At 71.8% G+C, this 14884-nt stretch carries 12 protein-coding genes; 1 reads left to right on the forward strand and 11 read right to left on the reverse strand.

The genetic code is table 11. The features are described 5' to 3' along the window. Window positions 1-27: 27 nt before the first annotated feature. The 4 genes from DLJ53_RS31955 to DLJ53_RS31970 form a co-directional block, all read right to left on the reverse strand. Entirely contained in the window at window positions 28-1506 is a 1479-nt protein-coding gene (locus DLJ53_RS31955) for a tripartite tricarboxylate transporter permease (protein ID WP_111352387.1), read from the reverse strand. A gap of 9 nt (window positions 1507-1515) precedes the next feature. Continuing rightward, on the reverse strand, window positions 1516-2034 hold the full coding sequence (locus tag DLJ53_RS31960) for a tripartite tricarboxylate transporter TctB family protein (RefSeq protein ID WP_111352388.1): 519 nt from the start codon (window positions 2032-2034) through the stop codon (window positions 1516-1518). Between the two features lie 251 nt (window positions 2035-2285). Further along, the gene (locus DLJ53_RS31965) at window positions 2286-3308 is read right to left on the reverse strand and encodes a tripartite tricarboxylate transporter substrate binding protein (protein ID WP_111352389.1); all 1023 of its coding nucleotides are present in this window, start codon (window positions 3306-3308) and stop codon (window positions 2286-2288) included. Between the two features lie 194 nt (window positions 3309-3502). Further along, the gene (locus tag DLJ53_RS31970; RefSeq protein ID WP_111352390.1) at window positions 3503-3769 is read right to left on the reverse strand and encodes a hypothetical protein; all 267 of its coding nucleotides are present in this window, start codon (window positions 3767-3769) and stop codon (window positions 3503-3505) included. Between the two features lie 638 nt (window positions 3770-4407). Between DLJ53_RS31970 and DLJ53_RS31975 the strand changes: the two genes are divergently transcribed. Beyond that, the gene (locus DLJ53_RS31975) at window positions 4408-5997 is read left to right on the forward strand and encodes an alkaline phosphatase D family protein (RefSeq protein WP_162409771.1); all 1590 of its coding nucleotides are present in this window, start codon (window positions 4408-4410) and stop codon (window positions 5995-5997) included. A gap of 32 nt (window positions 5998-6029) precedes the next feature. On the opposite strand, the gene DLJ53_RS31980 is transcribed toward DLJ53_RS31975, so the two are convergent. The 7 genes from DLJ53_RS31980 to DLJ53_RS32010 all read right to left on the reverse strand — a co-directional run bounded on the left by DLJ53_RS31980 (window position 6030) and on the right by DLJ53_RS32010 (window position 14792). Beyond that, entirely contained in the window at window positions 6030-7832 is a 1803-nt protein-coding gene (locus DLJ53_RS31980; protein ID WP_111352391.1) for an AMP-dependent synthetase/ligase, read from the reverse strand. A gap of 280 nt (window positions 7833-8112) precedes the next feature. Then, window positions 8113-8937 (reverse strand): ABC transporter ATP-binding protein, encoded by an 825-nt coding sequence (locus DLJ53_RS31985; RefSeq protein ID WP_211100714.1) that lies wholly within the window; start codon window positions 8935-8937, stop codon window positions 8113-8115. Window positions 8938-8941: 4 nt separating this feature from the next. After that, complete coding sequence (locus DLJ53_RS31990; protein WP_111352392.1) at window positions 8942-10111, reverse strand: ABC transporter substrate-binding protein; 1170 nt, start codon at window positions 10109-10111, stop codon at window positions 8942-8944. 14 nt (window positions 10112-10125) lie between these two features. Further along, a complete protein-coding gene (locus DLJ53_RS31995) occupies window positions 10126-11169 on the reverse strand; it encodes a branched-chain amino acid ABC transporter permease (RefSeq protein WP_111352393.1) in 1044 nt (347 codons plus the stop codon). 159 nt (window positions 11170-11328) lie between these two features. Then, window positions 11329-12207, reverse strand: coding sequence for a branched-chain amino acid ABC transporter permease (locus DLJ53_RS32000; RefSeq protein ID WP_111352394.1), 879 nt, complete (start codon window positions 12205-12207; stop codon window positions 11329-11331). Beyond that, complete coding sequence (locus DLJ53_RS32005) at window positions 12207-13034, reverse strand: ABC transporter ATP-binding protein (protein WP_111352395.1); 828 nt, start codon at window positions 13032-13034, stop codon at window positions 12207-12209. The genes DLJ53_RS32000 and DLJ53_RS32005 overlap by 1 nt, the downstream gene beginning before the upstream one ends. Before the next feature lie 549 nt (window positions 13035-13583). Then, the gene (locus DLJ53_RS32010; RefSeq protein ID WP_111352396.1) at window positions 13584-14792 is read right to left on the reverse strand and encodes a polysaccharide pyruvyl transferase family protein; all 1209 of its coding nucleotides are present in this window, start codon (window positions 14790-14792) and stop codon (window positions 13584-13586) included. Between the last annotated feature and the right edge of the window lie 92 nt (window positions 14793-14884).

Here is a 14884-nt window from a genome sequence, read left to right on the forward strand (position 1 = left end):
GAGGGGAGCGCGGTGCGGTGAACGGTCCTACGCGGCCTTGCGCGGGCCCCTGAGCTGCAGCGCGAGCATCGCCACGAAGGCGACCGAGAGCCCCAGCGAGATCGGGTGGGACACGAAATCCCACAGGAAGACGAGCGGATCCCCCCGCGCGCCGATCATCGCGCGGCGGTAGTTGGCGTCCATCATCGGCCCCAGGATGACGCCCAGGATCACCGGCGCCACGGGGAAGCCGTAGAGCTTCATCGCGTAGCCGAGGACGCCGAAGCCCAGCATCCAGACGATGTCGACCGGGTTGTTCTGGATCGCGTACGCGCCGACCGCCGACAGCACCACGATGAGCGGCACCAGCACCGCCTTCGGGCACTCGATCACCTTGGCGAAGACGCGCACCCCGGTGAGGCCGAACACCAGCAGGAAGGCGTTCGCGAGCACCAGCGCGCCGACGATGAAGCGGAAGAGGTCGGGCGTCTCGGTGATGAGGAGCGGCCCCGGCTTCAGGCCGTGGATGAAGAGCGCGCCGATGATCACCGCGGTCACCGCGTCGCCCGGGATGCCGAGCGTCAGCATCGGGATGAAGGCGCCGCCGACGGCCGCGTTGTTGGCCGATTCGGGCGCCACCAGGCCCTCCTTCGCCCCCTGGCCGAACGGCACCTCCGGGTTCTTCACGGTGCGCTTGGCCTGGTCGTAGGCGAGCAGCGCGGCGATGTCCCCGCCCGTCCCCGGCAGCGCGCCGATCAGCGTGCCGATGCCCGAGGAGCGGATCGCGAGCCCCAGATAGCGCCGCACGTCGCGCCATGCGGGGACGATCCTCGACACGTTCTGCTTCACCGCCGGCAGGTTGATGTCGCGCAGCTGCATCAGCGCCTCGGCGACGCCGAAGAAGCCGATCATCGCCACCACGTAGTGGATGCCGCCCATCAGGTGGATGGTGCCGAAGGTGAAGCGGCCCTGCGCGGTCATCGGGTCGAGGCCGACCATGCCGATGAGCACCCCCAGCGCCCCCGCGAAGGCGCCCCGGGTGAAGTCGCCCGACAGGGAGCCGACGAGCAGGATGCCGATCAGCCCCAGCAGCAGGTAGTCGCGCGACTGGAAGAGGATCGCGAACTGGCTGATCGGCGGCGCGAAGAGGGCGAGCGCCGCGACGCCGATCATGCCGCCGATGACGCTCATCACCGTGGTGAGGCCGATGGCGGCCCCCGCCTCGCCGCGCTGGGCGAGCGGATAGCCGTCGAGCGCGGTCGCGACGGCCGACGGCGCGCCGGGGATGTTGAGGAGGATCGCCGTGCGCGAGCCGCCGTAGACGCCGCCGACGTAGACGCCGGCGATCAGGGCGAGCGCCTCGTTCACGTCCCACGCGTGGGTGAAGGAGATGAGGATCGACGTCGCCATCGTCACCGAGAGGCCGGGGATGGCACCGACGTAGATGCCCGCGAAGGTCCCCGCCGCGACCAGCGCGAGCGTCCACGGATCGAGGATCGGACCCAGGATTTGCAGCAGAACGTCCATCGCCGGGCCTCAGAACACGGACGTCCAGAGCGTCCCGGACGGGAGCACCACCTGGAACGCGACACGGAAGACCAGCCACACGAGGAGGAGCACCACCGCCGTGACGGCCGCCGACGCCGGCACGCCGCGGCGCCAGTTCACCGCGATCGACGCGAACAGGAAGAGACCCGCCGCCACCATGAAGCCGAGCCGCGGGACCAGCAGCACGAAGCCGAGCACGAAGACGAGGAAGAGCCCGGTCCGCGGCGGCACGATCCAGGCGAGGCCCGCCAGCCCGCGCGGACCGGCGCCGGCCCTGGCGAGGCGCGCCAGCGTGAGGCCGAGCGCCGTCGCCAGCATCGTCGCCGCGGCGAGCATCGGGAAGACACCCGGCCCCGAGGCCGAGGTGAAGCCGGAGATCCCGTAGGACTGCCAGAGCGCCAGCGCCGAGAAGACGGTGAGCGCCAGCAGGAACCAGCGCTCCCCCGGCTGCACGGGACGGGGCCCGTGCGGGGCGCCTTCGGCGATGTCGTGTTCGGGATCGGTCATGGTCGCCTCGGTTGCGCTGCGAGGGCGTGAGGCCGGAGACGCTCCGGCTTCCGTCGGTCTTCAGCGATGGCTGGCCGCGGGGCCCGCGACGGCGGACCTCGCCTTGAACGGTGCCGATCCGCGCGGCGGCGCGGATCGGCGGGGCCGGCGGGGGCCGCCGCGCCTCGATGGCGGGTTGTCAGCTGACAACCCCGGGACGAAGGCGGCGGCAAAGGTGGGCGGCGGTGGAACGGACCGCCCCGCCCCGCGCGTTAGGGGCGCTGGATGCCGAGCGACTCCGGGTCGACCTTCGCCGCGCCCGTGTCCTTCAGGGCGTACGCGGTGACGCGCTGCCACTGGTCGAGGAAGCTGCGCGCCTCGTCGCCAGAGATCGACATCACCACGTTGCCGCGGTTCGCCATCAGCTCCTGGAACGAGGCGTCCCCGGCGGCCTTGGCGAACGCCTCGGTGAGGGTCGCGACGACGTCGTCCGGCGTCCCCTTCTTCACGAACACGCCGTAGAACGGCCCCCACGGCAGGTAGGCCGCCATGTCCGGCAGCGCGTCGGTGATCGCCGGCACGTCCGGGAGCTGGCCGACCGGCTCGGTGTTGACGACCGCGAGCGCCTTCATGTTGCCGGCCTTGATCTGCTCGGCCGCGGCGGAGATGCCCGACGGCATGAAGTCCACCTCGCCGCCCAGCATCGCGGTGAGGCCCGGCCCCTCGCCGTCGAACGGGATCGCGGTGACCTCGAAGTCGGTCGCGTTGGCGATCAGGGCGCCGACGGTCGACGGCAGGCCGCCGGGGCCGGTCGAGCCCATCTTCACCTCGCCCGGACGCGCCGCGATGTCCTGCAGCAGCGCCTCCATGGTGTCGTACCCGGAGCCGGCCGGGACCACGATCACCGCGACGCCGCGGCCGAGGATGTTGATCGGCACGAACTGCGAATAGTCGAGCGGCGAGACCCCCATCACCGGGTGGAGCTGCGGGTTCTCCGCGCCGTAGAGGAAGGTGTAGCCGTCCGCCGGGGCGGCGTTGACGTAGGCGGTCGAGATGGCCCCTGCCCCGCCCGACTTGTTGAGCACCACGATGGGCTTGCCGAGCGCGGCCTCCGCCGCCGGGTTCACCGCCCGGGCGACGGTGTCGGTCGCCCCGCCCGCGCCCCACATCACGACGCCCAGGAGCTCGCGCTCGGGGAACCCCTGGGCCATCGCCGGAATGGCCGCCGGGACGGACATCGCCCCCGCCAGGCCGAGCGCAACGATGAGCGCCTTCGCGCCCGTGAACTTGATCATATCGGTCCTCCCTCCGCGGCGATGCTTGTCGTGCGGCCTCCCCCACCGCGGGAGGCGCTCGCCGATTGGAGCCAACGCATAGACCGCGCCGTGCCCCCAAGGAAAGTCCGGCCGCGGCGGTCCGGCGCCGGAAACCCGCCTCGGGCGGGACTGTCCCCGGGCACGGCGCGGGACCGGGGGGGGACGGCGCCCGGTCACCCGCCGCGCACCGCCTTGTCCCCAACCGCCCTGTCCTGAGCGGCCTTGTCCTGAGCAGCCCTGTCCTGACCGGCCCGGCCCTGGACCGCCTCGCGGTCGAGGATCAGCCTGGTCATGGCGATCACGTGCTCGGGTTCGGCCGCGTAGCCGTGGTCGAGGAACCAGAGCTGGACAAGATGGGCGGTGTCCATCACGTCGAGGAGCGCCAGCTGGTGCGGCCGCCGAACCCTGTTCAGGCTCTGTTCGAAGCGATTGTCTTGCATGATGTTTCCTCCTCGGAGGCGGTCGCCTCGCGACCGGCGCTCGAGACGGTGAAGGGGCAGCGGCCGGCGCCGGGAGAGCGCGCAGGGCGCCCGGCCGGGACGGCGGGTCCGGCGGACGGACCGCCGCGGCCGCAGGCCCCGGTGCCGGATGGCCGCGGGGCCGTGGATGGATCGGAAAGGCCGGGGTCACGGAGCGGCCGGCCGCCCGGGCGGCCCCGTGGCCACGCCGGCGGAGGGCCGCACGACGCCCGTACCGTCGAAGTCGAAGATGCCGCCGGCGCCGTTCGCCGGGCTCACGCGCGCCGGCGATCGCGCCGATCGCGCCGCCCGCGTCCCCGTGGCCTGCATGGACGTCGTGGGTGTCGAAGACGGGGCGGGGCCCGCCGCCGGATCCACCGTCCCGGCTGTCCTTGCTGTCCTCCCTGCTTGCCTTTCCTCGGGTGGCCGGACCGTGCTCCCCTCCCGGTCCGGCCGCTGTGACGGGGGTCACGGAATGCTCGCCCGTCCGCGGGCGGCCCGCACCGGGCCGTGACGGCGTGCTGCGAAAAGACGCTGCGGCGGGCATGACCCGGAGGCCGGCTTCGGCCACCCTGCGGGCGCCGGCGAGACGACCGGCCCGCCGCCGAAGGATGACCGCGATGGCCGCTCCGCCCGCCACACCGACCCGCCGCAGCGTCCTGGTGCGGACGACGCTGTCGAGCCTGGCGCTCGCCTCCGGCGCGCTGGCGATGCCGGCCCTCGTGCGCGGCGCCGGCGCCCGCCCGGCGCTCCCTTGCGGCGTCCAGTCCGGCGACGTCGACGCCGGGTCGGGGGTGGCCTGGACACGCGCGGACCGGCCCTCCCTGGTCGAGTTCGAGTGGGCCACCACCGCGAGCTTCGCGGACGCCGTCCGGCTCCCGGCCGTCGCCGCGCTGCCGGAGACGGACTTCGCCGTGAAGTGCCTCCTCACGGGCCTGCCGGCGGACCAGGAGATCGTCTGGCGCGCCGTCGCCCGGGACCTGTCGGACGTCAACGCCGTCTCCGAGCCGGTCACCGGGCGGTTCCGCACCGCGCCCGCCTCGCGCCGGTCGGTGAAGTTCGTCTGGTCGGGCGACACCGTGGGCCAGGGCTGGGGCATCGACGAGGCCCGCGGCGGCATGCTGACCTACGCCGCGATGGCGGCCCGCGCGCCGGACTTCTTCATCCACTCCGGCGACACGGTCTACGCCGACGGCCCGTTGCGGGAGACCGTGGCGCTGGCCGACGGGACGGTCTGGCGCAACCTCGTCACGCCGGCGAAGGCGAAGGTCGCCGAGACGCTGGACGAGTTCCGCGGCCAGTGGACCTACAACCTGCTCGACGCCAACCTGCGCGCCTTCAACGCGGCGGTGCCGACCTTCTTCCAGTGGGACGACCACGAGGTCGTCGACAACTGGTCGCCGGGCAAGGACCTGTCGGCGGACGGGCGCTACACGGAGACGTCCGTCGCCCGGCTGTCGGCGCGGGCGCGGCGCGCCTTCCACGAGATGACGCCGATCCGCCGCACGCCGGGAGCGCCGGGGCGGATCTACCGCGTGATCCGCCACGGCCCGCTCCTCGACGTCTTCTTCCTCGACCTGCGCAGCTATCGCGGTCCGAACGGGCCGTCGCTGGAGACCGCGCCGACGCCGGAGGCGCGCATCCTCGGCGCGGCGCAGCTCGCGTGGCTGAAGCGGGCGCTGGCGGCCTCCACCGCCACCTGGAAGGTGATCGCGTGCGACATGCCGATCGGCCTCGTGGTGTGGGACGACTGGCGGGCGAAGGCGGGGGTCGAGGCGGTCGCGAACGGCGAGGACGGGGCGCCGAAGGGGCGCGAGCTGGAGTTCGCCGGGCTCCTGTCGTTCATCCGGCGGGGCGGGATCGACAACGTGGTGTGGCTGACGGCGGACGTGCACTACACGGCCGCGCACCACTATTCGCCCGACCGCGCCGCCTTCCAGGACTTCGAGCCGTTCTGGGAGTTCGTCTCCGGGCCGATCCACGCCGGCACCTTCGGCCCCAACGCGCTCGACATGACGTTCGGCCCGGAGGCGAGGTTCGTGAAGGCCCCCGGCCCGGACCAGGGGGTGAACCTGCCGCCCTCGATGGGCCTCCAGTTCTTCGGCGAGGTGGAGATCGAGGGGGCGACGGGCGTCATGACGGTGCGCCTCCTCGACAGCGCCTCGACGGTCCTCCACGCCGAGACGCTGGAGCCCGCGCGCCGCGGCTGACCTCCCGGCCGGACCCGCCCGGCCGGAGCGCCTCAGGCGGCCCGGTACAGCCGCTCGATCTCCTCGGCGTACTTCTCGGTGATGTTGGCGCGGCGGACCTTCATGGTGGCGGTCACCTCGTTGTCGTCGTGGTCGAGCTCCTTGGCGAGGAGGTGGAAGCGGCGCACCCGGGCGACGGGGGCCATCGCGGCGTTGGCCGCGTCCACCTCGGCGGCGATGAGGTCGCGCACGGCCGGCATCTCGGCAAGGCTCCGGAAGGTGGTGTAGGCGAGGCGCTGCTCCTCGGCCCACTGGGCGACGGTGTCGAAGTCGAGCTGGATGAGGGCGGCGACGAACCTGCGCTTCTCGCCGATGACGACGCATTCCTTGATGTAGGGGCTCGCCTTCATGGCGTTCTCGATCTCGGACGGGGCGAGGTTCTTGCCGCCGGCGGTGATCATGATGTCCTTGAGGCGGTCGACGATGAGGTACTGGCCATCCTCGACGCGGGCGACGTCGCCGGTGTGGAGCCAGCCGTCGCGGACGGCGGCGGCCGTCGCGGCCTCGTTCCTGTAGTATCCGGCGAAGACGACCTCGCCCTTCACGAGGATCTCGCCGTCCTCGCCGAGGCGCACCGCGGCGTTCTCGATCGGCACGCCGACGGAGCCGGCGAGGAGCGTCCCGCGCCGCTGGCCGAGGACGATGCCGGAGGTCTCGGTGGCGCCGTAGACCTCGACGAGCGGCACGCCGATGGTGCGGAAGTAGGCGACGATGCGCGGCGAGATGGGGGCCGCGCCGGTCATGGCGATGCGGGCGCGCGAGAGGCCGATCGACTGCAGCAGGCCGCGGAAGACGAGGACGTACCAGAGCGCGGCGGTGAGCCTCTGGCCGGCCGTCCGCCGTTCGCGCGGGACGGTCGCGAAGGAGGCGCAGGCGGCGAGCGCGGCGTCGTAGAGGCGCTTGCGGATCCCGCCGGCCTCGACCATGCGGATGTGGATCGCGGCGTGCAGCTTCTCCCAGATGCGCGGCACGCCGAGGAAGATGGTGGGGGCGAGCTCGCGCAGGTCCTCCTGCACGGTGCGCAGGGATTCGCCGAAGTTCACCTGCGAGCCGACGTAGATGGGCGCCATGGTGGTGACGATCTGCTCGGCGACGTGGCAGAGCGGCAGGTAGGAGAGGTGCGTGTCGGCGGCGGTCAGCCCCAGCACGCCGGTCGCCGCGATCGCCTGGGCGCGCAGGTTGCGATAGGTGAGCATCGCGCCCTTGGGCCGTCCGGTGGAGCCGGAGGTGTAGATCATCAGGGCGACGTCATCGAGGCTCTGCCGCTCCAGCCCGGCCCGGAGCATGGCGGGGTCGGCGGCGAGGTGGGCCCGCCCCATCTCCTCGAGCGCGTCGAAGGCGATCACGAGGTCGGCCGGGTAGGCGCGCATCCCCTTGGTCTCGACCACCACGATGCGCTTCAGCGCCGGCAGGCGGTGGCGCTCCTCGAGCACCTTGTCGACCTGCTCCTGGTCCTCGCAGACGACGATCTGGCTGTCGGAGTGCTCCAGGACGTAGCCGACCTCCGGGTGGGGGCTGGTCGGATAGACGCCGACGGTGATCGCCCGCAGCATGGCGGCGCCGAGCTGGGAGAGCACCCACTCGATGCGGTTCTCGGAGAGGACGGCGACGTGTCCTTCCGGCGGGAGGCCGATGGCGGCGAGCCCGGCGCCGACCGCCTCGGCGCGCTCGGCGTAGCCGCGCCAGGTGGTCGGCGCCCAGATGCCGAAGTCCTTCTGGCGGATGGCGACGCGGTCGGGGTGCGTCCCGGCCTGCCGCAGCAGCATCTGCGGGAGGGTCAGCCCGGGCGGGGTCATCGCGCGGATCTCCCGTCGGGCCGTGCGGGACGGCACGGCGGCGGCGTGCTTGCGCCGGGCCGCGGGCGGGTCAAGGGCGCGAAGCGGGCGAAGCCTTCACCCTTGACGCGCCCGCGGCCCGGCAGAGCCTCGAAGCAGGGGACCGGAACAGCCGGGCGCGCAGCGGCCGTCTGATCCGGACCCCTGCCCGTCGGCGAGACGGAGGGGAGCGCGAGGGGGGGAACGCCCCCTCGCCTTCGCGGCACGGCCTCCCGCCCCGGTGCGGCCCCCGTTCGCGCCCTCACGACAGCCACCGCTTGCGCCGCTTGTAGTGCTTCACGTCGCGGTAGCTCCTGCGGCCCTCGCCGCCGCCGGTGCCGAGGTAGAACTCGCGCACGTCCTCGTCCCGGGCGAGCCGCTCGACCGGCCCGTCGATCTGCACCTTGCCCGTCTCCATGATGTAGCCGGTGTGGGCGATCGCGAAGGCGACGGCCGCGTTCTGCTCCACCAGCACCATGGAGACGCCCATCTGCCGGTTGATCCGGGCGATGATGGCGAAGATCTCCTCCACCAGGATCGGCGAGAGCCCCAGCGACGGCTCGTCGAGGAGGATCAGCTTGGGGCTGGCGACGAGCGCGCGCCCGATCGCCAGCATCTGCTGCTCGCCGCCGGAGAGGTATCCCGCCCGTCCGCGCCGCCGCTCGTGAAGCCGCGGGAAATACTCGTAGACGAGGTCGAACGAGGCCGCCTTCACGCCGCGCCCCGACAGGGCGAAGGTCGCCGCGGTGAGGTTCTCCTCCACGGTGAGGTCCTCGAAGACGCGCCGCCCCTCCATCACGTGGAAGAGGCCGCGGCGCACCAGGGCGTGCGGGGCCTCCGCGCCGGTCGGCGCCCCGTCGAAGAGGATGCGCCCGGCCGTCACCGCCCCGTTCTCGAGCCCCAGGAGCCCGGAGATCGCCTTCAGCGTCGTCGACTTGCCGGCGCCGTTGGAGCCGAGCAGCGCCACCACCTGTCCCCGCGGCACGTGGAGCGAGAGGCCGCGCAGGACCTGGATCGTGTCGTTGTAGACGACCTCGATGTTCTCGACCGACAGGATCGGCGCCTCGGCCGGCGTCGGGGCCAGCACGGCCTCAGTCCCTGGTGCCGGTCTTCGGCTCGAGCGTGATCCAGTCGCTCACCGGCTCCATGTGGCTGCTGGCGGCGTCGAACCGGTAGATCCGCCCGACCGGGACCGAGTTGCCCGGCACGGAGATCGGCACGCCGATGATGCCGCCGGTGTCGAAGTCCTCGATGGTGTTGAGGGCGGCCTTGAGGGTGTCGCCGTTCAGCGCCTCGCCCTTCTCCAGGACGCGCCTGGTGGCCTCGAGGGCGAGCATCGCGGAGAGGAAGCCCTGCGTGTAGTAGGACGCCTGGTATTCCGGCCGGCGCTTGCGGATCTCCTCGAGCATGGGCGCGTTCTCGGCCTCGTCGTCGTAGTAGCGGTAGGGCATCACGCCCATGAAGCCGTCCGCCGGCGCGCCGACCGAGCGCCAGATCGAGGCGTCCATCGACCAGAAGGTCCCCATGAACTTGGTCTCGAGGCCCAGTTCGCGGGCCTGGGACATGAACTCCGGCAGCGGCGACAGGACGTAGCCGTGGAAGATCGTGTAGTCCGGCCGCGCCCGGCGCAGCTTCAGCACCTCGGTGGAGACGTCGACCGAGCCCGGGGCGGTGACGATCTCCTCGACGATGTTCAGCCCCAGCCGCTCGGCTGCGGCGCGCGAGGCCGCGATCGGGTCGCGCCCGAACTCGGTGTCGGAGTTGACGAGCACGACCTTGGCGCCCGGCGTCTCCCTGGCGATGTACTCCATCAGGATCCCGACCATCTCGCCGTAGTCGGGCCCGGCCATGTACTGGTACGGGAACTTGACCGGGTCGTTGATCTCCGAGGCGAAGGAGGCGCCGCCGACGATCATCGTCTTCATGCGCTCGAGCTCCGGCGCGATCGTCTTCGCGAAGGCGGTGGAGTCGCCGTAGTAGAGCGAGACCGGGTACTGGCTGGTCAGCTTGTTGAAGACGGCGATGGACTGGTTCACCTGGTAGCCGGTGTCCTCGTACTCGAAGCGCACCTTGCGTCCGGCGATGCCGCCCTGCTCGTTGACGATGTCGATGTAGTCGGCGATGCCCTTCACGCCTTCCTCGCCGGCGAAGGCGAAGACGCCGGTCAGCGGCAGCGAGCCGCCGTAGACGATCTCGTCCTGCGCCGCCGCCGGCAGGGCGAAGAGCGCGGTGCCGAGAATGGCTCCGATCATGCGGTTCATGGTTGGTCCTCCCCTTATCGCTTGTATGGCCAGAGCTGCAGGAAACGGCGCATGCGCTGGATGATCTCGGCGAGCCCCTGAGGCTCGAACACCAGGAAGAGAATGATGAGGCCGCCGAAGACGACGGTGCGGATCGGCGACAGCACGCCCGCCGCGTTGTCGACGAAGAGCGACAGGATATCGACGACGACGCGCAGCGCCTCGGGCGTCAGCGTCATGAAGACGGCGCCGATGATGCCGCCCAGGATCGTCCCCATGCCGCCGACGATGATCGCCGCGAGCAGGAAGATCGAGGTCAGCAGCGGGAACGTCTCGGGCGTGACGAGGCGGAAGAAGTAGGCCCACAGCCCGCCCGCGACGCCGGCGTAGAAGGCGGCGACGGCGAAGCTCATCAGCTTGTAGCGCAGCAGCGGGATGCCCAGCACCTCGGCCGAGATGTCCCGGTCGCGGATCGCGATGAAGGCCCGCCCGATGCGGGTGCGGAAGAGGTTCGCCGCCCCCAGGACGAGCAGCACCGTGACCGGCATGATCACGTAGTAGAGGTCGAAGTAGGTGGAGAGCTCGTGCCCGAAGATCGTCGCCGGGGCGACGTTGATGCCGCGGTTGCCCCCCGTCACCCCCTCGAAGTGCACGAAGACGAAGTGGAGGATGAACGAGAAGGCGATCGTCGCGATGGCGAGGTAGAGCCCCTTCACCCGGAGCGACGGCAGCCCCACCACGGCCCCCAGCGCCGCCGCCAGAAGCCCGCCCAGGAGGATGTTGAGGAGGAACGGCAGTCCCGTCTCCCGCTCCAGGAAGGCGACCGTGTAGGCGCCGACGGCCATGAACGCGGCGTGGCCGAGGCTGACGAGGCCGGTGTAGCCGGTGAGGATGTTGAGGCCCGTCGCCGAGGCCACGTAGATCGTGGCGAGGCACAGGAGGTAGAGCCAGTAGTCGTTGAGCAGGAACGGCGCGACGGCGAGCAGCGCCATGAACGCGGCCATCCAGAGCTTGTGCGGCCGCGTCGTCAGCAGCGCCTCGTCGGCGGCGTAGGTCTCCTTCGCGGTGCCGGTCAGCATGGCCGGGGCTCCGATGCGAGGATGGCGCCGCCGGGCGCGGGAAGGGCCGCGCCCCGTCCCCGCCATGCTCCTCTGCGGCCGCGCGCGGCTCCGGGCGGCCCTTGACGAGGATGCGGCCCTCCGGCCGGAAGGGCGTCGATGCCGCTGGAGCCGGTCATCCTAGAGCCTCTCGATGTCATGGGTGCCGAACAGGCCGTAGGGGCGCACCACCAGGGCCGCGAGGAGGATCGAGAAGGTCGTGAGGTTCACGTACTCCCCGCCCCAGTAGGTGCTGGTCCACGACTGGACGAGGCCGAGCGTCAGGCCGCCGATCAGCGCCCCCAGGATCGAGTCGAGGCCGCCGACGATGACCACCGCCAGCGCCGACAGGCCGAACGCGCCCATCTCCACCGACAGGCCGCCGATCGAGCCCAGCAGCACCCCTGCTCCCGCCGCCGTGGCGCAGCCGAGGATCCACGCCGCCGCGAACACCCGCGGCACGTCGATCCCGCACGAATAGGCCGCCGCCTGGTCCGTCGCCGTCGCCCGGAGCGCCACCCCGCCCCGCCAGAAGCGGAACAGCAACGCGAAGAGCGCGATCACCACCCCCGCCACCACGAAGCTCACCAGGATCTTGCGCGACACGTAGGCTTCGCCGATGAACACCGGCGAGGACGGGACGAAGGCCGGCACCGAGCGCGGGTTCGGCCCCCAGATCAGCTCCGTGAGGCCGATCAGCACCGAGCCCAGCCCCACCGTCACCATGAACACCGAGATCGGGTTCTCCCCCAGCATCGGCCGGATGATCCCCCGCTCGACGATGCCGCCGACGACGCCGCCGCCGATCACCGCGAGCGGGATCGAAGCCCACGCCGGCAGGCCCCACCCCGCCGCGAACGCGAAGTAGAGGTAGCCGCCGAACATCAGGACCTCGCCGACCGCGAGGTTGATGATCTTCGTCGCCTTGTAGATCAGCACGAAGGCGAGCGCCGTCAGCGCCAGGAGCGCCCCCGAGCCCAGCCCCGCCATCGAGACCTCGGCGAAGAACAGCCAGTCCATTACTCGGCCGCCTCCCGGGCGAGGCGCGTCATCAGCGCCGCCGGGTCGCCCGAGCCGAGGTAGGCCTCCGTCACGTGCGGGTCGTCGCGCACGCGCCCGGGCGTGCCGTCGGCGATGATCTCGCCGAAGTTCAGGACCGCGACGTGGTCGGAGATGTCCATGACGAGGCCCATGTCGTGCTCCACCATCAGGATGGTGAGGCCCCACTCCTCCTTCGCGTCGAGGATGAAGCGGGCCATGTCCTCGGTCTCCTCCCGGTTCATGCCCGCGACCGGCTCGTCCAGCATCAGGACGCGCGGCTTCATGGCGAGCGCCCGGGCGAGTTCCACCCGCTTCTGCAGGCCGTAGGAGAGCGCCGCGACCGGGGCGTGGCGGATGTGGTCGATCTCCAGGAAGTCGATGATCCGCCGCTCGACCTCCTCGCGCAGGGCAAGTTCCTCGCGCTGGGCCGGCCCGAAATAGACGAGCGCCTGCAAGAGGTTGGTCGACATGTGCGCGTGCCGGCCGAGCTTGATGTTGTCGAGCACCGTCATGCCGCGGAAGAGCGCGATGTTCTGGAACGAGCGCGCGAGCCCGAGCTTCGCCCGCGCCGGCGGCCGCAGCCGCGTGATGTCCCGCCCGTCCACGCTGATCGTGCCCGAGGAGGGGCGGTAGAAGCCCGAGATGCAGTTGAAGAGGCTCGTCTTGCCGGCCCCGTTCGGGCCGATCAACGCGTTGATCGCCCCGGGCCGGACGTCGAACGTCACGTTCTTCAGCGCCTTGATGCCGCCGAAGGACAGCGTCACCCCGTCGACCCGGACATGTCCGGCACCATTGGTGTCGATCAAATCCCCCGCCCTTGTCTGGACCGTTTCCACCGTGATGACGCGCTCGTTTGATGGCGCGTTTATTCGAAACGACGTTCCACTGTTGGCCGCTCGTCTGTCAATCCACTTGAAGAGACAAGAGGATGACGGATCTCCCCGAAGTCGATCGCAACCACGGGGCCAGGATCGACCGAACGATCATTTCGTCTTTGCAAAAAAGGACTTAGATCACCCGTCGCCCGACCGGGCTCCACGCCCGAGGCCGCCCCGTCCCCGGCGCTCTCCGACGACCGCGCCGCAGGCACCTTCGCGCGGCGCCTACGCAATTCGGGGCGGGAGCCTGATCGTCGGAGCCGCCGTCGCGCCCCCTGAAAGGCGGCGTCCGGGACCCGGCGCAAGGGGCCGGAGGCCGGCGAAGCCGCTTGCCCTTGTGCCGGGTCCCGGACGCTGCCAGGGGGCCAGCGCGACGGCGGCTTCGACGGTCAGGCGGGACCTGATCGCTGGTGGGACCCGAGCCCGCCGGAGGCTCCGGCGTTTCCGAACGCGAACGAGGACCCCGAAAAGGCGCCGTCAGGAGGCCGCCGGCTCGGCCGCCACCCCCGCCAGGCGCTCCAGATGCGCCGAGACGCCGATGCCGAGCGCGGCCATGCGGTCCGCCAGGGTGGCCGCGGTCCGCCGGCGCCAGGCGTCGAAGGCGGGGCCGTCGAAGCGGACCGCCGCCAGGACCTCGCCGATCGAGGACGCGGCCATCACCGCCTCCATGTCGACGGCGGGCAGATGCATCGTCTCGGCGAGCTCGCCGGTGCGCGAATCGTGCGCGATGACGACGCCGGGCGTGCCGGCCGCGATCGCCGCCATGTTGCCGTGGAGGCGCGTGCCCAGCATCAGTGCGAGCTGGCCCATCTCCTTCATCCACTCCGGCGCGCTGGTGTAGAAGCGGCCGCGGCGGGCCATGAAGCTCCAGAACTCGTCGTCGCCCGCGCCCGGTTCCAGCACCGACTTGATGGTCCCGCGCGCGCCGGCCGGGACCGTCTGCCATGAGCGCCCCGCGGCGTGGACCGCCTCCGGCCCGCCGGACTGCTGCACGTAGAGCCCGCCGCGGGCGCGCAGCCAGGCGAAGAGCCTGCGCTCGAGGGCCCGCTTCTCGGTCTCGCGGGCGATCTCGAAGGGGGCCGCCGCGGTGAGGCCGAAGAGCGGCACCTCGGGGCTCGCCCTCGCCGCCTCGAGCTTCGCCGCCATCGCCGCGCCCGCCTCCGGGTCCGGGTTGAGGAGCGCGGAGGGGCAGCCCAGCACCTCGACGTTGTCGATCCCGAACTCGGCGCAGACCGTCTGCGAGAAGGCCCCGCGCACCGAGACGAACGCCGCCCGCTCGCGGATGACGCCGGCGAGGCGGGAGACCTGGGGGTCGGCCTTCAGCGCCTCGATGGTGCCGCGCTCGCCGCCGAGCCGGGGCGACTGGGCGCCGAGGCCGAGCACCACCAGCGGCCGCCGGGCCCGCTCCAGGAAGTTGGAGAAGCCGGTCCAGTCGGCGCCGAGGCGCAGGTGGTTGGCGGCCGGCACGACGACGTACTTCGCCCCGCGGAGCGCCGCGGGATCGGTGTAGGGGATCTCGGAGCGGCCGATGTGGCGCTGCGGGCCGGCGAGGAGCTGCGCCGCCGCGTACTGGAACATCAGGTTGCCGGAGTTGGCCCCCAGCGCGGCGAGCAGGCCGGGGGTGTCGAACCGGGAGGGGTCGCGCACGAATCCCGGCGTTCCCATGAAGGCCAGCGGCTCACTCATCACACCCTCTCCGCCCGGCCTTCTCTCGTCAGGCCTTCTCTCGTCAGGCCTTTTCCCGTCCGGCCTTCTGCCGTTCCGCGATCCGCGCGACC

The sequence above is a fragment of the Acuticoccus sediminis genome, assembly GCF_003258595.1.
Classification (GTDB): Bacteria; Pseudomonadota; Alphaproteobacteria; order Rhizobiales; family Amorphaceae; genus Acuticoccus; species Acuticoccus sediminis.

Bases quoted from the DNA above. Each gene is read 5' to 3' on its own strand.
- DLJ53_RS31955 (WP_111352387.1), bottom strand. From the start codon at position 1,506: ATGGACGTTCTGCTGCAAATCCTGGGTCCGATCCTCGATCCGTGGACG.
- DLJ53_RS31960 (WP_111352388.1), bottom strand. From the start codon at position 2,034: ATGACCGATCCCGAACACGACATCGCCGAAGGCGCCCCGCACGGGCCC.
- DLJ53_RS31965 (WP_111352389.1), bottom strand. From the start codon at position 3,308: ATGATCAAGTTCACGGGCGCGAAGGCGCTCATCGTTGCGCTCGGCCTG.
- DLJ53_RS31970 (WP_111352390.1), bottom strand. From the start codon at position 3,769: ATGCAAGACAATCGCTTCGAACAGAGCCTGAACAGGGTTCGGCGGCCG.
- DLJ53_RS31975 (WP_162409771.1), top strand. From the start codon at position 4,408: ATGGCCGCTCCGCCCGCCACACCGACCCGCCGCAGCGTCCTGGTGCGG.
- DLJ53_RS31980 (WP_111352391.1), bottom strand. From the start codon at position 7,832: ATGACCCCGCCCGGGCTGACCCTCCCGCAGATGCTGCTGCGGCAGGCC.
- DLJ53_RS31990 (WP_111352392.1), bottom strand. From the start codon at position 10,111: ATGAACCGCATGATCGGAGCCATTCTCGGCACCGCGCTCTTCGCCCTG.
- DLJ53_RS31995 (WP_111352393.1), bottom strand. From the start codon at position 11,169: ATGCTGACCGGCACCGCGAAGGAGACCTACGCCGCCGACGAGGCGCTG.
- DLJ53_RS32000 (WP_111352394.1), bottom strand. From the start codon at position 12,207: ATGGACTGGCTGTTCTTCGCCGAGGTCTCGATGGCGGGGCTGGGCTCG.
- DLJ53_RS32010 (WP_111352396.1), bottom strand. From the start codon at position 14,792: ATGAGTGAGCCGCTGGCCTTCATGGGAACGCCGGGATTCGTGCGCGAC.